Here is a 15,239-nt window from a genome sequence, read left to right on the forward strand (position 1 = left end):
GTCCCGGACAAGGGCCCGGGGGTGGGGCGGACCCCCGGGGCCCAAGGCCGGGGGGGCACCCCCCCCCCCCCCCCCCCCCCCCCCCCCCCCCGCCCCCACGACCGCGGGCGCCCCCCGCGGGGGGGGGGGGGGCGCCGCGACGTGTGCCACGACACAGCAGGGGACGGTTCAGTCGCCGTCGTGACCCGCCGGACGGCCGTCGACCTGGCGGAACGTCGTGCCGTCGTCGAGGGTCAGGACGCCGGCGAAGCGGAGCAGGTCGCCGATCGTCGTGATCATCTTCCCGCCGTCGATCCGTACCCCCTGCGCCGGGGTCCAGCCCGTGGCGAGGTACGACGTGTCGTCGGCCTTGAGCAGGTAGACGAACGTCTCGCACAGGATCCGGCTGCCGACGTCGCCGAGGAAGTTGCCGTTCCCCTGGATCTCGGCCTCCTTGAGCACGTAATACCACAGGGGCGTGCCGTCGAGCTCCGCCAGGGCGTCCTTGACGCCCTGCGCGGCGCCGCGGGTGAGCTGCTCGGCGGACAGGGCCGGCACGTGCAGCGCCTCGGCCACAGCCTCCCCGGTGGGCAGGGACAGCCAGTACCCCCGCAGCAGGTTGCGCTGCGCGAGCTGCTTGAGCAGGGCGCTGATCTCCGGGGCCAGGCCGGGGTCGGTGCCCTCCTTGAGCATGGTGGCCAGGCCGGCCGCCAGGAACGGGTCGATCTTCGCCGCGGAACGCCGGCGGTCCGGGTCGCCCTTGTCGACGAAGCGGGCCCAGTCGATCGGCCAGTTGGACGGGAGCACCTCGCCGGGCGGCGCCCCGGTGGGGACCAGCCCGCCGCCCCCGGTGAACTCGAACAGCTGCACCAGGCTCGCGAACGCGGCCCGCGGCGGCGCCGCCGGTGGCACGACCTTGCCGAAGTTGAGGTTGAAGTCGTAGCCGTTGCGCACCATCGAGTGCCCGAACCGGAACGCGGCCACGGCGAACTCCAGCGGCATGGCGACCTTGCGACGGGGCCGGAAGAGCAGCGACGGCTCGACGAGCACCTCGTCCAGCACCCCCGGCTTGGTGAGCGTGCGCAGGTAGTCGTGGACCACCAGCCACTGGTAGTGGTGCTGGGTGAGCTGCTGGGCGCGGTCGAAGACCGCCCGCTCGTCCACCGTGAGCCACGGCTCGGTGCGGCGGACCCAGTCCACGACCGCGTTGTGGAACCGGATCAACCCCAGGTGCAGCTGGGCCACGACGAGGTTCTCGTCGTTGCGCCCGTCGGGGATCTTCGCCGAACCGGGGGCCGGCCGCTCGTCCTCCGGGACGTCGAGTCCTGCGATCTCCTCCGACGAGAACCGCGGCAGGTCGCGCTGCGGGTCGTCGCCCGGCGGGACGAGCTCGAACCCCGGGATCGGGGTCGTCGCCACCCGACCGAGCGCGAGCTTGGTCTGGTCGGTCGTGGCGTACGCGGCCTCGCTGCGGGTGGTCCGCCGTCCGGCCTCACCCGGGAACCGCGGCCCGCTGCCGTACAGGCTGTCGAGGTTGAGGAACGGGTGCCGACCGTTGTGCAGGCTGCGGACCACGACCTCCGGCGGGAACGCCGTGAACGGGTCGGAGACGATGTCGCCCAGCACGAGGTCGCCCGGCCGGGGCCGCTCCCCCGCCTCCGGCGGACCGTCCGGGCCGTTGGTGTTGAGCGTGATGTCGTGGTCGATGAACTGGCCCCAGTAGGTGTAGATCGCGGGGATCGTCGAGTCCAGCGCCGGGTTCGGCGGGCCCGCCGGCTCGATCATCCCGGCGCCGAGCTTCTTCAGGGCCGCGACGACCGCGTCCACGGTGGGTCCCGCGACCGGCCCTTCGGGCGGGTCGCCGCCGTCGGTGACCGGCAGGTGCGCGGCGGGGAAGTGCCCGCGCAGGCCGCGGAAGAGGTAGTCGAACGACGTCGTCGCCTCGAAGCGGTCCTCCACGATGTCGCGCAGGACGGCGAGCTCCGTCTCGTGGAGCAACGGGGCCGGCGACGACCCCGGGTCGGGATCCGGTCGCGGTCGGGGTCGCGGGCGCGGGCGCACCTGGCCGCCGTGGCGCACGCTGCGCACCGTCCGGCCGACCGGGTCCGAGTGGAGGTCGTGCCCGGGCTCGGGCGCTTCCTGCTCGATGGTCTGCTGAGCCGCCATGGCTCTGCCCCTCTCGGGAGAAGCGGGCGCCGGGCGCCGCCCGGCGCGGGGCGGGTCCCGGGCCGCCACCGGCGATCAGCACGGGAGGCGGCCCGGGACTGCGCGCTGCGACGCGGCCACCGCCGTGGATCAGGGAGGGCGGTGGCGCGCCGCGACGGGCCCGCGGTGTCACCGCGGCCCACGGACCGGGCACGCCCGGTCCGTCACGCCAGGAAGGAGGGACCTCCCCCGCGGCCGTGACCGGCCGCGGGGACTTTCACCCGCTCGCGCGGGTCAGCGCAGGATGTCGCGCGCCCGCGCGACGTCCGCGTGCATCTGCTCGATGAGCGGATCAATGCCGTCGAAGCGCAGGGTCGGGCGCAGCCGCTCGACCAGCTCCAGCACGACCGTCTCCCCGTAGAGGTCCAGGTCGTCACGGTCGAGCACGTAGGCCTCGACGCGGCGCTCCACGCCGTCGAAGGTCGGGTTGGTGCCCACGGAGATGGCGGCGGGCAGGTCCGCGTCGGGGTTCCCGGGGTCCTCCTGGGCGAGCGCCGGCCGCAGCAGCCGACCGGCGTACACGCCGTCGGCGGGGACCATGCCCTCGACGTGGCCGAGGTTCGCGGTGGGAAAGCCGAGCTCGCGCCCGCGCGCGTCCCCGTGCACCACGGTGCCGCGCACCCGGTGGGGGCGGCCGAGCACCTCGGCCGCCTGCGCCACGTCGCCCTCGGCGAGCAGCGCGCGCGCCGCCGACGACGACCAGCGCTCGCGGGCCCCGGCGCTGCCCGGCGCGCACTCGCCCACGTCGTCCACGGCCACGACCTCGAAGCCGTGCGTGCCTCCGAGCTCCACCATCGTGGCGAGCGTGCCGGCGTTGCCCTTGCCGAACCGCACGTCGTGCCCGACGACGACGGTGCGTGCGCCCAGGCCGCCCGTGAGGTACCGGGTGACGAACTCCTCCGGCGTCAGCGCGGCGAGGTCGAGCGTGTACGGCACGACCAGCACGGCGTCGAGGCCCGCACGGCCCATGAGGTCGAGCCGGTCGCGCAGCCCCGTCAGGAGCTCCGGCGCCGTCTCCGGGCGGTGCACCTGGGCCGGGTGCGGGTCGAAGGTGAGCGCCACCGCGAGCCGTTCGTCGGCGCGGGCCAGGCCCACGAGGCGCCCCAGCACGGCCTGGTGACCGCGGTGGACGCCGTCGAAGTTGCCGATCGTGACGACCGACGGACCGAACCCGTCGGGGACCTGGTCCAGGTCCGTGAACACCTGCACGCGTCGCGCTCCGTCTCGTCGATGGCCGGCCGTCGGCACCCGCGCCGGGTGCCGACCGTCAAGGATAGACCGACGCCGGGGCCGCGGACCGCCTCACCCCGGGAGCACCGCCGCGGCGGCCGTGAGATAGCGCTCCGGGTCGAAGTCGTCGAGCAGCGCGCGCTGCATGAGAAACCCCTGGCCCAGCCCCATCATCACGGGGAGCAGCAACCGCGCCGCGGCGTCGGGCCCGTCGGGCGCCAGGTCGGGCCGCGCCCCGAACCACGCCTGCAGCGCAGCGGTCAGGACGTTCCGCAGGTCGACGACGACGTGCTGGACGACATCGTGGATCACCGGGTCCACGGTGGACTCCGACCAGAGCTGGACGAGCACCTTCCCGTCCTCGAGGTCCCGGGCCATGCCGCCCGTGAGGATCGTGAGCACCTCGATCGGCGAGGGCGGGACCCCGTCGTCGCCGGCGGCGTCGATCTCCGTGGTGCGCCGGGAGAGCACCTCCTCGGCGACCGCGGCGAAGAGCGCCTGCTTGCCGTCGTAGTGGCCGTAGATCGCGCCCGCCGACAGCCCCGACTCGGCGACGACGTCGGAGATGGAGGCTCGCTGGTAGCCCTTGGCGGTGAACGCCCGCAGGGCCGCGGCCCGGATCTGCGCGCGCCGCGCCTCGCGGTGCGCCTCGGTCACTCGTGGCATCGGACCCCTTCCCGAGGGCACTGGCGGACGGTTGACAAGTCTAGGGACACCCGCGCAGGCTTGCCATAAAGAACGAACATTCGTTTTTGGATTTCTCGACCCAGTCCTCAGCACCGGAGACCACCATGTCGTCGACGACCGTCGCCCCCGCCGCACCGCCCACCTCCCCGCCGCGCCCGGTCCCCCGCACCCCGTGGGGCCGGGTCGTAGCCGTGGCGCTCGGCGTCGCCGCCGTCGTCGGCGTGCTCGTGCTCGCCTTCTCCTGGCCCGCCGTCACCGCCGAGCCCAAGGACCTCCCGGTGGCCGTCGCCGGCCCGGAGCAGGCCGTCGCGGGCCTCGGTGCCACCCTCGACGAGGCACAGCCCGGAGCGCTCGACCTCGTGCCGGTCGCCGACCGCGACGCCGCCGTCGCCGCGGTCGAGTCCCGCGACGTCTACGGCGCGATCGTGCTGGGCGAGACGCCCGAGGTGCTCACGGCCTCGGCCGCGAGCACGGTGACGAGCCAGCTCCTCACCGCGGCGGCGGGCCAGCTGCAGGACGGGCTCGCCCAGCAGGCGCTCGCCTCGGGGGCGGACGCGTCCGCCGCTCCCACCGTCGCCGTGACCGACGTCGTGCCCCTGTCCGCCGACGACCCGCGGGGCGCCGGGCTGACGGCGGCCATGTTCCCTCTGCTGCTCGGCGGGATGATCGGCGGGATCGCGATCTCGCTGCTCGTGGTGGGCGCCGTGCGCCGGGTGCTCGCCGTGTCGGTCTATGCGGCCGCGGGCGGCGTCGTCCTGGTGGCGGTGCTGCAGTCCTGGTTCGGGGCGCTGCAGGGCGACTGGTGGACGAACGCCGGTGCCGCCGCCCTCGCCCTGGCGGCCGTCGCCGCGCCCATCACCGGGTTCGTGGCACTGCTCGGTCGGGCCGGCATCGCTCTCGGAGCCGTCACGATGATGCTGGTCGCCAACCCGATCTCCGGCGCCACCATGCCGCCCGAGTTCCTCCCGTGGCACTGGGGCGCGATCGGCCAGTGGTTCCCGCCGGGCGCGGGCGCCACCCTGCTGCGCGACCTGTCCTACTTCCCGGCCGCCGACGCGGGGCGCGCCTGGCTCGCCCTCGGGCTCTGGGCGGGCGCAGGCGTCGTGATGTCGCTCGTGGGGCACCTGCGCACCGCGGGCGGCGTCGAGCCCGACGCCGAGGCCGCGCGCGACGAGGCGCTGGAACGCGCCGCCCGGCTCGCCGAGCCGGCCCCGCAGGGCTGACGCGCACCGCGCTGCGCCCGGGCCGCCTCGAGCGGCCCGGGTCAGCCGCCGGCCGGGGCGAGGACGAGCACGGGCTTCGCCAGCGCCTCGCCCCGCCGCCGGGTGTCCTCCAGCAGCGCGACCAGCGCGCCGTCCGGCCCGATCGCGGCGACCGTGCCCCGCTCGCCGCTCGCGGGCACCCACTGGCCGTAGCCGAGGGCGCGCGCCTCGTCCGGCGTGAGCTCGCGCACGGGGAACGTCGCCCGGGCGGCGTCCGCGAGCGGCACCGTCGCGAGCACGCCGTCGGCGTCGGCCTGGGCCTCGAGCTCCTCGAGCGTGCGGGCCGTGCCGAGGTCGTAGCCACCCACCCGCGTACGGCGCAGCGCCGTGAGGTGGCCGCCCGTCCCGAGCGCGGCGCCCAGGTCGCGGGCCAGCGCCCGGACGTACGTCCCCGAGGACACGACGACGGTCACGTCGACGTCGAGCGCGGCCACGCCGTCGCCCGCCGTCGCGGGCCGCGTGGCGTGCACGTCGAAGCGGCTCACGGTGACCGGCCGGGCCTCCAGGACCACGTCCTCCCCCGCCCGGGCGCGCGCGTAGGCACGCTTGCCGTCGACCTTGATCGCGCTCACCGTGGTGGGCACCTGCCGGATCTCCCCCGTCAGGACGGCCACCTCGCGCGCCAGGGCGGCGTCGTCGACGCCTTCGCCGACACCGCGCGCCTCGACGACCTCGCCCTCCGCGTCGTCGGTGCTGGTGGTGGCGCCCAGGCGGATCGTCGCGTCGTACGCCTTGTCCGCCCCGACCACGTACGTGAGCAGCTTCGTGGCCCGGCCGACCCCGACGACGAGCACGCCCGTCGCCATCGGGTCGAGCGTGCCCGCGTGGCCGACCTTGCGGGTGCCCGCCAGCCGCCGGCACCGGCCGACGACGTCGTGGCTGGTCCAGCCCGCGGGCTTGTCGACCACCAGGAACCCGTCGGGCGCGGTCGGGCGGCGGGGCGGACGCTCCCCGGGGCCGCTCACTCGTCCTCGTCGTCCTCGCGCGCCTTGCGGTACGGGTCCTCGTCGCCGGCGAACCCCTTGCCCTCGCGCAGCGCGGCGAGCTCGGCGTCCCGGCGCTGGGCCTCCAGGAGCGCGGCATCCAGGTGCGCGGCGTTCTCCGGCATCGAGTCCAGGAAGAACTCGATGGTCGGGGTGAGCCGCACGCCGGTCTGCTTGCCGACCTCCGAGCGGATCATGCCCTTGGCACTCTCCAGCGCCGCGGCCGTGCCCGCCCGCTCCTCGTCCGTGCCGAGCACGGTGTAGAAGATCGAGGCGTTCTGCAGGTCGCCGGTCACGCGGACGTCGGTCACCGTGACGAAGCCGAGACGCGGGTCCTTGATCCGCGTGTCGAGCAGCTGCGCGACGATCTCCTTGATGCGGTCCGCCAGCTTGCGGGCGCGCGGGTTCTCGGGCCGGTTGTTGCCCTGGGGGCCGGGCATAGTGTGTCTCCCTCTCTCGACGCCGACGGCGCCCCGCCCGGCCCTGCTCCTGTCGGAGCGGGGCCGGTGCGGGACGCCGTCGGGCTGTACCGTGCGGCGCGACCGTCAGGCGCGCGGCTTCTCGCGCATCTCGAAGGTCTCGATGATGTCACCCTCGGTGACGTCGTTGAACGACCCGAGTCCGATACCGCACTCGAAGCCCTCGCGGACCTCGGTGACGTCGTCCTTCTCGCGGCGCAGCGACTCGATCGTGAGGTCGTCCCCGACGATCTTGCCGTTGCGCAGGACGCGCGCCTTGGTGTTGCGGCGGATGGTGCCCGACCGGACGATCGAACCCGCGATGTTGCCGAACTTCGAGGAGCGGAAGACCTGGCGGATCTCCGCGGTGCCCAGCTGGGCCTCCTCGTACTCCGGCTTGAGCATCCCCTTGAGGGCTGCCTCGACGTCGTCGATCGCCTGGTAGATGACCGAGTAGAACTTGACCTCGACGCCCTCGCGGTCCGCGAGGTCCTCGACACGCTCACCGAACTTCACGTTGAAGCCGATGATGATCGCGTTGTCGACCGTGGCCAGGTTGACGTCGTTCTGCGTGATCGCACCGACACCGCGGTGGATGACCCGCAGCTCGACCTCGTCGCCCACGTCGATCTTGAGCAGCGCGTCCTCCAGGGCCTCGACGGCACCGGAGACGTCGCCCTTGAGGACCAGGTTGAGGGTCTCGACCTTGCCCTGCTCGAGCGCCTTGGTGAAGTCCTCGAGGCTGATGCGCTTGCGGCGCTTGGCCAGGAGGGCGGCGCGCTCGGCCGCCTCGCGCTTCTCGGCGATCTGCCGGGCGGTGCGCTCGTCCGGCGCCACCAGGAAGGTGTCGCCGGCGCTCGGCACGGACGCCAGGCCGAGCACCAGGACCGGTCGGGCCGGGCCCGCCTCGGTCAGCGCGGTGCCGTGCTCGTCGAACATGGCGCGCACGCGGCCGTGGGCCGTGCCCGCGACGATCGCGTCGCCGACGTGCAGCGTGCCCGACTGGACCAGGACGGTCGCGACGGCGCCGCGGCCCTTGTCGAGGTTGGCCTCGATGGCCACGCCTCGCGCGTCCTTGTCCGGGTTCGCCCGGAGGTCCAGCGAGGCGTCGGCCGTGAGCAGCACGGCCTCGAGGAGCTGGTCGATGCCCTGGTTCTGCTTCGCGGACACGTCGACGAACATCGTGTCGCCGCCGTACTCCTCGGCCACCAGGTTGTACTCGGTGAGCTGCTGGCGGATCTTGTCGGGGTTGGCCCCCTCCTTGTCCACCTTGTTCACCGCGACCACGATCGGCACGTTGGCCGCCTGGGCGTGGTTGAGCGCCTCCACCGTCTGCGGCATGACGCCGTCGTCGGCGGCGACCACGAGGATCGCGATGTCGGTCACCTGGGCACCACGGGCACGCATGGCGGTGAACGCCTCGTGACCCGGGGTGTCGATGAACGTGATCGGACGCTCGACGCCCTCGTGCTCCCGGCGCACCTGGTAGGCACCGATGTGCTGGGTGATGCCGCCGGCCTCGCCGGAGACGACGTCGGTCTGGCGGATCGCGTCGAGAAGACGCGTCTTGCCGTGGTCGACGTGGCCCATGACGGTGACGACCGGAGGACGCGCCGCGAGGTCCTCGTCGGACTCGCCCTCGAGCTCGGCGTCGAGGTCGATGTCGAAGGCCCCGAGCAGCTCCCGGTCCTCCTCCTCGGCCGAGACCATCTCGATGACGTACCCGAGCTCGTTCGCGAGCGTGCCGAACGTGTCCTCGTCCAGCGACTGCGTCGCGGTCGCCATCTCACCGAGGTGGAACAGCACCGTGACCAGGCTGGCGGGGTTCGCGTCGATCTTGTCCGCGAAGTCGTTCAGCGACGAGCCGTGGCGCAGGCGGACGACGGTCGAACCGTTGCCGCGGGGCACCTGCACGCCGCCGAGCGACGGCGCCTGCATCTGCTCGAACTCCTGGCGCTTCGCGCGCTTCGACTTCCGCCCGCGGACCGGACGGCCGCCTGCGCGGCCGAACGCACCCTGCGTGGAGCCGCGACCGGCGCCACCACGGCCGCCGGGACGGCCGCCGAAGCCGCCGCCACCGCCGGGACGGAAGCCACCGCCACCGCCGGGGCCGCCACCGGGACCGCCACCGCGGCCGCCACGACCGCCGCCCGAGGGCGCCGGACGCTCGCCGGGGCGCGGCATCGAGGTCTTGCCCGGCATCATGCCGGGGTTGGGGCGCGGCCCGCCGGGACGGGGCGCCGCGGGACGCGGGCCACCGGGACGGGGGCCACCCGGACGGGGACCGCCCGGACGCTCGCCGGAACGCTCGGGCGCGGCCTCGCCGCGGTCCGGGCGCTGACCGGGGCGCGGCATGCCCTGGCTGGACGCGAACGGGTTGTTGCCCGGGCGCGGGCCACCGGCGCCGCCGGGGCGCTGCCCCTGGCGCGGCATGCCCTGGCTCGACGCGAACGGGTTGTTGCCCGGACGCGGGGAGCGGCCGCCCTTGCCGCCGTCGCGACCACCGTCACGCCCGCCGTCGCGCTGCTCGCGCGCGGCCGGTGCCGGCTTCGGCGCCGCGGGACGCGGACCGGGGGTCGGCGCGCCGGGACGGTTGGCGGGCCTGGCCGGGGACTCCGGCGCTGCCGCGGCGGGCGTCGCGGCCGCCGCCGGGGCGGCGGGCGCCTCGGCCTCGGGCGCGGGCGTCGGCTTCTGCGCGGCGGGCTTGGGGGCAGGCTTCGCCGGAGCGGGCTTCTGCTCGGCGCGGGGCGCCGCAGCCTTCGGCTCGGCGGGCTTGCTCGCCGGGGCGCCCGAGGACGCGGGGGCCGCGCCCTTGTACTTGTCGCGCATGGCTCGCTCGACCGGTGCCTCGAGCGTCGAGGACGCCGAACGGACGAACTCGCCCGCCGACTTCAGGTCGGCGAGCAGGGTCTTGCTCTCCACCCCGAGCTGCTTGGCCAGCTCGTGAACGCGGATCTTCGCCACAACTCTCCTGTCTCGGCCCTCCTGCGAGACAGGGAGGACCGTCGTTAGTACCGAGTACTCATCGCACGGAACTCATCGGGTGCCCATCGGCTTCTGACCCGCTTCCTTGTCGACTTCAGTGGGTGCGGCCGAGCATGCTCGGTCGCGATGGTCCGGCCGCCGGGTGGCGGTGCGGACCGGAGGGACTCAACGGTCTCGCCGCTCCAGGTGTTCCCGGACGCCGGAGAGGTCGAGGGGCCCCGTGACGCGCAGGGCGCGCGGCACGGCCCGACGACGCTCGGCGAGCGCCAGGCAGGCGGGCGTCGGATGGATCCAGGCGCCACGCCCCGGCAGGCACCCTCGCACGTCGACCACGAGGACTCCCTCGCGTCCCGACGGCTCGAGCACCAGCCGCAGAAGAGCGGACCGCTGGTCACGCTCCCTGCACCCGACGCACGTCCGTACCGGGCCGGAGGTTTCCGGAGGGGTACGTGGGGAGGTCGAGGGCTGGGCGCGTGGCCCGGTCCCCGACAGTCTAGCGCGACGACCCACGTGCCGTGACCGGCCTCAGCCCTCGGCCCCGCGGCTCGCCGCGGGGCCACCTGCGTCGTCGCCCTCCACACCGCCGCCGGCGGGCGCCGCCTCGTCCGACCGGATGTCGATGCGCCAGCCCGTCAGCTTCGCGGCGAGACGGGCGTTCTGCCCCTCCTTGCCGATCGCGAGCGACAGCTGGTAGTCCGGCACGACCGCCCGCGCGGCCTTGGCGTCGGCGTCGACCACGGTGACGGAGGTCACACGTGCCGGCGAGAGCGCGTTGGCCACGAAGCGGGCGGGGTCGTCGCTGTGGTCGACGATGTCGATCTTCTCCCCGTGCAGCTCCGCCATGACGGCACGCACGCGCGCTCCCATCGGGCCGATGCAGGCGCCCTTGGCGTTCAGCCCGGCCACCTTGGACCGGACGGCGACCTTGGACCGGTGACCCGCCTCGCGGGCGATGGCCGTGATCTCGACGGCACCGTCCGCGATCTCCGGGACCTCGAGCTCGAAGAGCTTGCGCACCAGGCCCGGGTGCGTGCGGCTCAGCACCACCTGGGCGCCCTTCATCCCCCGCGACACCTCGACCACGTAGGCGCGCAGCCGCTCGCCGTGCACGTACTCCTCGGTGGGCACCTGCTCGTGCGGCGGCAGGACGGCCTCGGTGCCGCCCACGTCCACGAGGACGACCCGCGGGTCGCGGCCCTGCTGGATGACGCCGGCGAGGACCTCGCCCTCCTTGCCGCGGAACATGCCGAGCACCTGGTCGTCCTCGGCGTCGCGCAGCCGCTGCACGATGACCTGCCGCGCCGTCGCCGTGGCGATGCGGCCGAAGTCCGCGGGCGTGTGGTCGAACTCGGGCCCCAGCTCGATCGTGGGCCGCGCCTCGGGGTCCTCGGGGTCCGGCGTGCGGATCTCCTCGCGCGCCCACACGGCGACGTGGCCGGACTTGCGGTCCACCTCGACGCGGGCGCGCGGGTAGGCGTCGGGCGTGCGGTGGTAGGCCGACAGCAGCGCCTGCTCGATCGCTTCCACGAGGACGTCGAGGCTGATGTCCCGCTCCCGCTCCAGCAGCCGAAGCGTGCTCATGTCGATGTCCATCGTCAGCCCTCCTCGTGACGGGCAGAGCCCGTGGTGTGGTCCCGGGCGGCGCCCGTGTCCGTGTCCGTGTCCGTGTCCGTGTCCGTGTCGAGGGGCGCCTCGTCCAGGCGCTTCAGCTCGACCTCGATCTTGCCCTGGCGCACGTCGGCGAGGGGCACCCGGGTGCCGTCCTCCAGCACGAGCTCCGCGTCGTCGCCCACCCCGGCCTCGACGTCCACCAGGCGGCCCGACGTCGTGCCCCCCGTGCGCAGCCGCAGCACCACCAGGCGGCCGCGGGCGCGCCGGAAGTGGCGCACCTCGGTCAGCGGCCGGGAGGTGCCGGGCGTCGAGATCTCGAGCGTGTACGCGCCGGGGACGACGTCGTCGGCGTCCAGCGCGGCGGAGATCGCGCGCGAGACGTCGCCGAGGGTGTCGGAGTCGAGGCTGCCCGGCACGTCCTCGGGGAGGTCCACCGTGACGCGCACGACCGACTTCGCGCCGGCCTGCGTGACGACGACGTCCTCGAGGAACAGGTCCGCGGCGTCGACCGCCGGGGTGACGACCCGCCGCACCGCCTCGGCCTTCGCCCCGCCCGCCGTCGTGCGGCCGTGCTGCGCTGCCATCCCTGCCTCCCGTGGGTCACGTCGTGGACTGCCGTGTGCTCCCGCGCCGGGACGTCCCGCGGCCGGTGTGTCGTTGTGTGCAGCGACCAGCGTAACGAACGACGGGCCGGTCCCGCGCCGTCCGCCGCCCCCGACGGGCGGAGGAACGTCACACGGGCGGGGCCGCGCGCGTGGCATCATCGGCCTCGATGGAACCTCAGCCCACCCCCGACCGGTCCGCCGACGACGACGTGACCGGCGCGGCCCCGACCGCCGCCCGGCGCCGCCCCCTGGCCGCCGCGGGGGCGCTGCTCGCCGTCGGGCTCCTCGCCGGGTGCGGGGTACGGCTGGAGGCCCCTCCCGCGGGCGAGCCGGTGCCCGACAGCCTCGAGGTGGTGCGCCGCACCGCCGTCGCGGACGCCCTCCTCGTGGCCGACGGCGCCGAGGCCGCGCTCGAGGAGGTGCCCACGTCCCGCAAGCGTGTCGTCGCCGAGCTCACGCGCATCGCCGCGTCCTCGCGCGAGCAGGCCGAGGCGCTCGGCGGCGAGTACGACTCCGGCCTCGCCACCGGCGCGCCCACCGACACGCAGTCCTCGGCCTGGGACAGGGCGACCCCGGCCGACGTCGTCCAGGCGCTCGACGACGCGGCCGCCCGGTCGCGGACGGCCGCCGGGACCACCGGCGACGGGCCGCTGGCCCGGCTGCTGGCGTCGGTCGGCGCGGCGCAGACCGTCTCGGGCGAGCGCCTCGCGGCGCTGGTCGACGTCGCCGGGCCCGACGTCGTCGAACCTCGCGTGCCCGTGCCGGTGGAGGCCGACCAGGACGACGCGGACACCGAGGAGGACGCCGAGGAGGCCGAGCAGGAGGTGCCATCCCCCGACGTTCCCTCCGACGACGCCTCCGCCACCGGGCAGGACGACGGCGAGGCGGACGGGCAGGCGGACGAGGGAGCGGCTGACGACGGACCGGTGCCCGAGGGGCTGACGCCCCACGACCTGAGCACGCTCGTCGTGTCCGAGGACGCGACCCGCTACGCGCTGCAGCTGCGGGCGGCGATCGGCTCGGGCACGACGCGCGAACGGCTGCTCGAGCGGGTCGAGGTGCACGCGCAGCGGGCCGACGGGTGGGCTGCCGTGGCGGGCACGCAGGCCACGGCGGACGACCCGCGTCGCGCCGCCTACGCCGTGCCGCGGCTCGCGGACCAGGGCGACGACGCGCTGGTGATCGACCTGGAGAACGACCTCGCCACGGACTACGCGTCCCTCGTCGGCACGACGGCGGCCGGCACCCGCGGGGTGCTCGTCGACCTGCTGGTCGACTCCGCCGTGGCCCTCGACGACTGGGGCGCCGAGCCCGAGCCGTTCCCCGGCCTGCCGGAGCAGGCCGGGGACGACGCGTCCGCCTGACCTCCGCGGGACGTCCCGCGCGGTGGTGTCAGTCCGCCAGCAGGGCCGCGACGCGCTCGGTCACGACCCGCGCGGCGTCGGCCACGGGGACCTGCTCCGACGCTCCGGCGCGCGGGCGCACCTCCACCAGGCCGTCCGCGAGACCGCGGCCGACGACGACGATCAGCGGCACGCCGAAGAGCTCCGCGTCGGCGAACTTCACGCCGGGCGTGGCCTTGGGACGGTCGTCGTAGATCACCTCGACGCCCGCGTCGACCAGCTCGGTGGCGAGCTTCTCGGCGGCGTCGAACACCTCCGTGCCCTTGCCGGTCGCGACGACGTGCACGTGCGCGGGCGCGACGTGCGCCGGCCACGCGAGGCCCTTGTCGTCGTGGTTGACCTCCGCGAGCGCCGCGAGGGCCCGCGTCACGCCGATCCCGTACGAGCCCATGGTGACGGTCACGGCCTTGCCGTTCACGTCGAGCACCTTGAGGTCGAGCGCCTCGGCGTACTTGCGGCCGAGCTGGAAGATGTGGCCGATCTCGATGCCCCGCGCGAGCTCGAGGGGCCCGGAGCCGTCGGGCGCGGGGTCGCCGGCGCGCACCTCGGCCGCCTCGATGGTGCCGTCGGCGGCGAAGTCGCGGCCCGCCACCAGGTCGAAGACGTGCCGGCCCGGGGCGTCGGCGCCGGTGATCCACCGGGTGCCGGGCACCACGCGCGGGTCGAGCAGGTACCGGATCGCGGAGCTCGTCGAGCCGTCCTCGGCCTCGACCTGCGCGCCCTGCGGCCCCAGCACGCCGGGGCCGATGTACCCCTTGACGAGCTCCGGGTGCGCGGCGAAGTCCGCCTCGGTGGCGGGCTCGGCCTCGGCCGGGGTGAGGGAGGCCTCGAGACGCTTGACGTCGACCTCGCGGTCGCCCGGCAGCCCCACGACGAGCAGCTCGCGCCGACCGTCCGGGTGCGTGACGGCGAGCACCACGTTCTTCAGCGTGTCCGCGGCGGTCCAGGGACGGTCGGGGCGGGCGTGCTTCTCGTTCGCGCACGCCACCAGCGACTCGATGGTCGGGGTGTCGGGGGTGTCCTCGACGTGCGCGGCCGGGGCGTCGTCGTACGGGAGCGCGTCCGGCACGGGCGTGACCACGGCCTCGACGTTCGCGGCGTACCCGCCCGCCGAGCGCACGAACGTGTCCTCGCCGATGGGCGACGGGGACAGGAACTCCTCCGAGCGGGAGCCGCCCATCGCGCCGGAGGTCGCGGAGACGATGACGTAGTCGAGGCCGAGGCGGTCGAAGATCCGCTGGTACGCGCCGCGCTGACGCTCGTACGCCGCCGCGAGGCCCTCGTCGTCGATGTCGAAAGAGTAGGCGTCCTTCATGATGAACTCGCGCCCGCGGATGAGGCCGGCGCGGGGCCGGGCCTCGTCGCGGTACTTCGTCTGGATCTGGTACAGCGCGAGGGGCAGGTCCTTGTACGACGAGTACAGGTCCTTCACCAGCAGCGTGAACAGCTCCTCGTGCGTGGGCGCCAGGAGGTAGTCGGCCTCCTTGCGGTCCTGCAGCCGGAAGAGGTTGGGGCCGTACTCGGTCCAGCGGCCGGTGGCCTCGTAGGGCTCGCGCGGCAGCAGCGCCGGGAAGTGCACCTCCTGCGCACCGATCGCCTCCATCTCCTCGCGGACGACGGCCTCGATCTTCGCCAGCACGCGCAGGCCGAGCGGCAGCCAGGAGTAGATGCCGGGGGCCGCGCGGCGGATGTAGCCGGCGCGCACCAGCAGCCGGTGGCTCGCGACCTCGGCGTCGGCCGGGTCCTCGCGCAGGGTACGGACGAAGAGGTGGGACAGGCGGAGCAGGTCGCCCTGGGGCTGACGGGCGGACGCGATCGACATGGGGGCAAG

Annotated in this window: 12 protein-coding genes; 2 read left to right on the forward strand and 10 right to left on the reverse strand. The window is 74.9% G+C overall.

Annotation, left to right across the window (positions count from 1 at the left end; translation table 11 throughout):
* Positions 1-168: 168 nt before the first annotated feature.
* The 3 genes from ACFQ8Y_RS10190 to ACFQ8Y_RS10200 all read right to left on the reverse strand — a co-directional run bounded on the left by ACFQ8Y_RS10190 (position 169) and on the right by ACFQ8Y_RS10200 (position 4,080).
* A complete protein-coding gene (locus ACFQ8Y_RS10190; RefSeq protein ID WP_430549919.1) occupies positions 169-2,145 on the reverse strand; it encodes a heme peroxidase family protein in 1,977 nt (658 codons plus the stop codon).
* Between the two features lie 273 nt (positions 2,146-2,418).
* Positions 2,419-3,393 carry a bifunctional riboflavin kinase/FAD synthetase gene (locus ACFQ8Y_RS10195; protein WP_430549918.1) on the reverse strand — a complete coding sequence of 325 codons (975 nt, stop codon included), beginning with the start codon at positions 3,391-3,393 and terminating at the stop codon, positions 2,419-2,421.
* Positions 3,394-3,486: 93 nt separating this feature from the next.
* Entirely contained in the window at positions 3,487-4,080 is a 594-nt protein-coding gene (locus ACFQ8Y_RS10200) for a TetR/AcrR family transcriptional regulator (protein ID WP_430585375.1), read from the reverse strand.
* Positions 4,081-4,205: 125 nt separating this feature from the next.
* Here ACFQ8Y_RS10200 and ACFQ8Y_RS10205 point away from each other — a divergent pair, with 125 nt between their 5' ends.
* Positions 4,206-5,324 carry a hypothetical protein gene (locus tag ACFQ8Y_RS10205; protein WP_430585376.1) on the forward strand — a complete coding sequence of 373 codons (1,119 nt, stop codon included), beginning with the start codon at positions 4,206-4,208 and terminating at the stop codon, positions 5,322-5,324.
* A gap of 41 nt (positions 5,325-5,365) precedes the next feature.
* Here the strand turns inward: ACFQ8Y_RS10205 and truB are convergent, their stop codons facing one another.
* The 6 genes from truB to rimP form a co-directional block, all read right to left on the reverse strand.
* On the reverse strand, positions 5,366-6,328 hold the full coding sequence (truB, locus tag ACFQ8Y_RS10210) for a tRNA pseudouridine(55) synthase TruB (RefSeq protein ID WP_430585377.1): 963 nt from the start codon (positions 6,326-6,328) through the stop codon (positions 5,366-5,368).
* Complete coding sequence (rbfA, locus tag ACFQ8Y_RS10215) at positions 6,325-6,786, reverse strand: 30S ribosome-binding factor RbfA (RefSeq protein WP_430549914.1); 462 nt, start codon at positions 6,784-6,786, stop codon at positions 6,325-6,327. Before rbfA ends, truB begins: the two co-directional genes overlap by 4 nt.
* 105 nt (positions 6,787-6,891) lie before the next feature.
* Positions 6,892-9,768 (reverse strand): translation initiation factor IF-2, encoded by a 2,877-nt coding sequence (gene infB / locus ACFQ8Y_RS10220; protein ID WP_430549913.1) that lies wholly within the window; start codon positions 9,766-9,768, stop codon positions 6,892-6,894.
* Positions 9,769-9,954: 186 nt separating this feature from the next.
* A complete protein-coding gene (locus tag ACFQ8Y_RS10225) occupies positions 9,955-10,299 on the reverse strand; it encodes a YlxR family protein (protein WP_430549912.1) in 345 nt (114 codons plus the stop codon).
* 15 nt (positions 10,300-10,314) lie between these two features.
* Positions 10,315-11,382, reverse strand: a complete 1,068-nt coding sequence (nusA, locus tag ACFQ8Y_RS10230) for a transcription termination factor NusA (RefSeq protein ID WP_430549911.1) — start codon at positions 11,380-11,382, stop codon at positions 10,315-10,317.
* A gap of 2 nt (positions 11,383-11,384) precedes the next feature.
* On the reverse strand, positions 11,385-11,984 hold the full coding sequence (gene rimP, locus ACFQ8Y_RS10235; protein WP_430585378.1) for a ribosome maturation factor RimP: 600 nt from the start codon (positions 11,982-11,984) through the stop codon (positions 11,385-11,387).
* A 188-nt stretch (positions 11,985-12,172) separates the two neighbouring features.
* Between rimP and ACFQ8Y_RS10240 the strand changes: the two genes are divergently transcribed.
* On the forward strand, positions 12,173-13,369 hold the full coding sequence (locus ACFQ8Y_RS10240; RefSeq protein WP_430585379.1) for a DUF4439 domain-containing protein: 1,197 nt from the start codon (positions 12,173-12,175) through the stop codon (positions 13,367-13,369).
* Between the two features lie 28 nt (positions 13,370-13,397).
* Here the strand turns inward: ACFQ8Y_RS10240 and ACFQ8Y_RS10245 are convergent, their stop codons facing one another.
* Positions 13,398-15,230 (reverse strand): proline--tRNA ligase, encoded by a 1,833-nt coding sequence (locus ACFQ8Y_RS10245; protein WP_430585380.1) that lies wholly within the window; start codon positions 15,228-15,230, stop codon positions 13,398-13,400.
* Positions 15,231-15,239: the final 9 nt, after the last annotated feature.

This window comes from Isoptericola sp. NPDC056605 (assembly GCF_042792795.1).
Taxonomy (GTDB): domain Bacteria; phylum Actinomycetota; class Actinomycetes; order Actinomycetales; family Cellulomonadaceae; genus Isoptericola.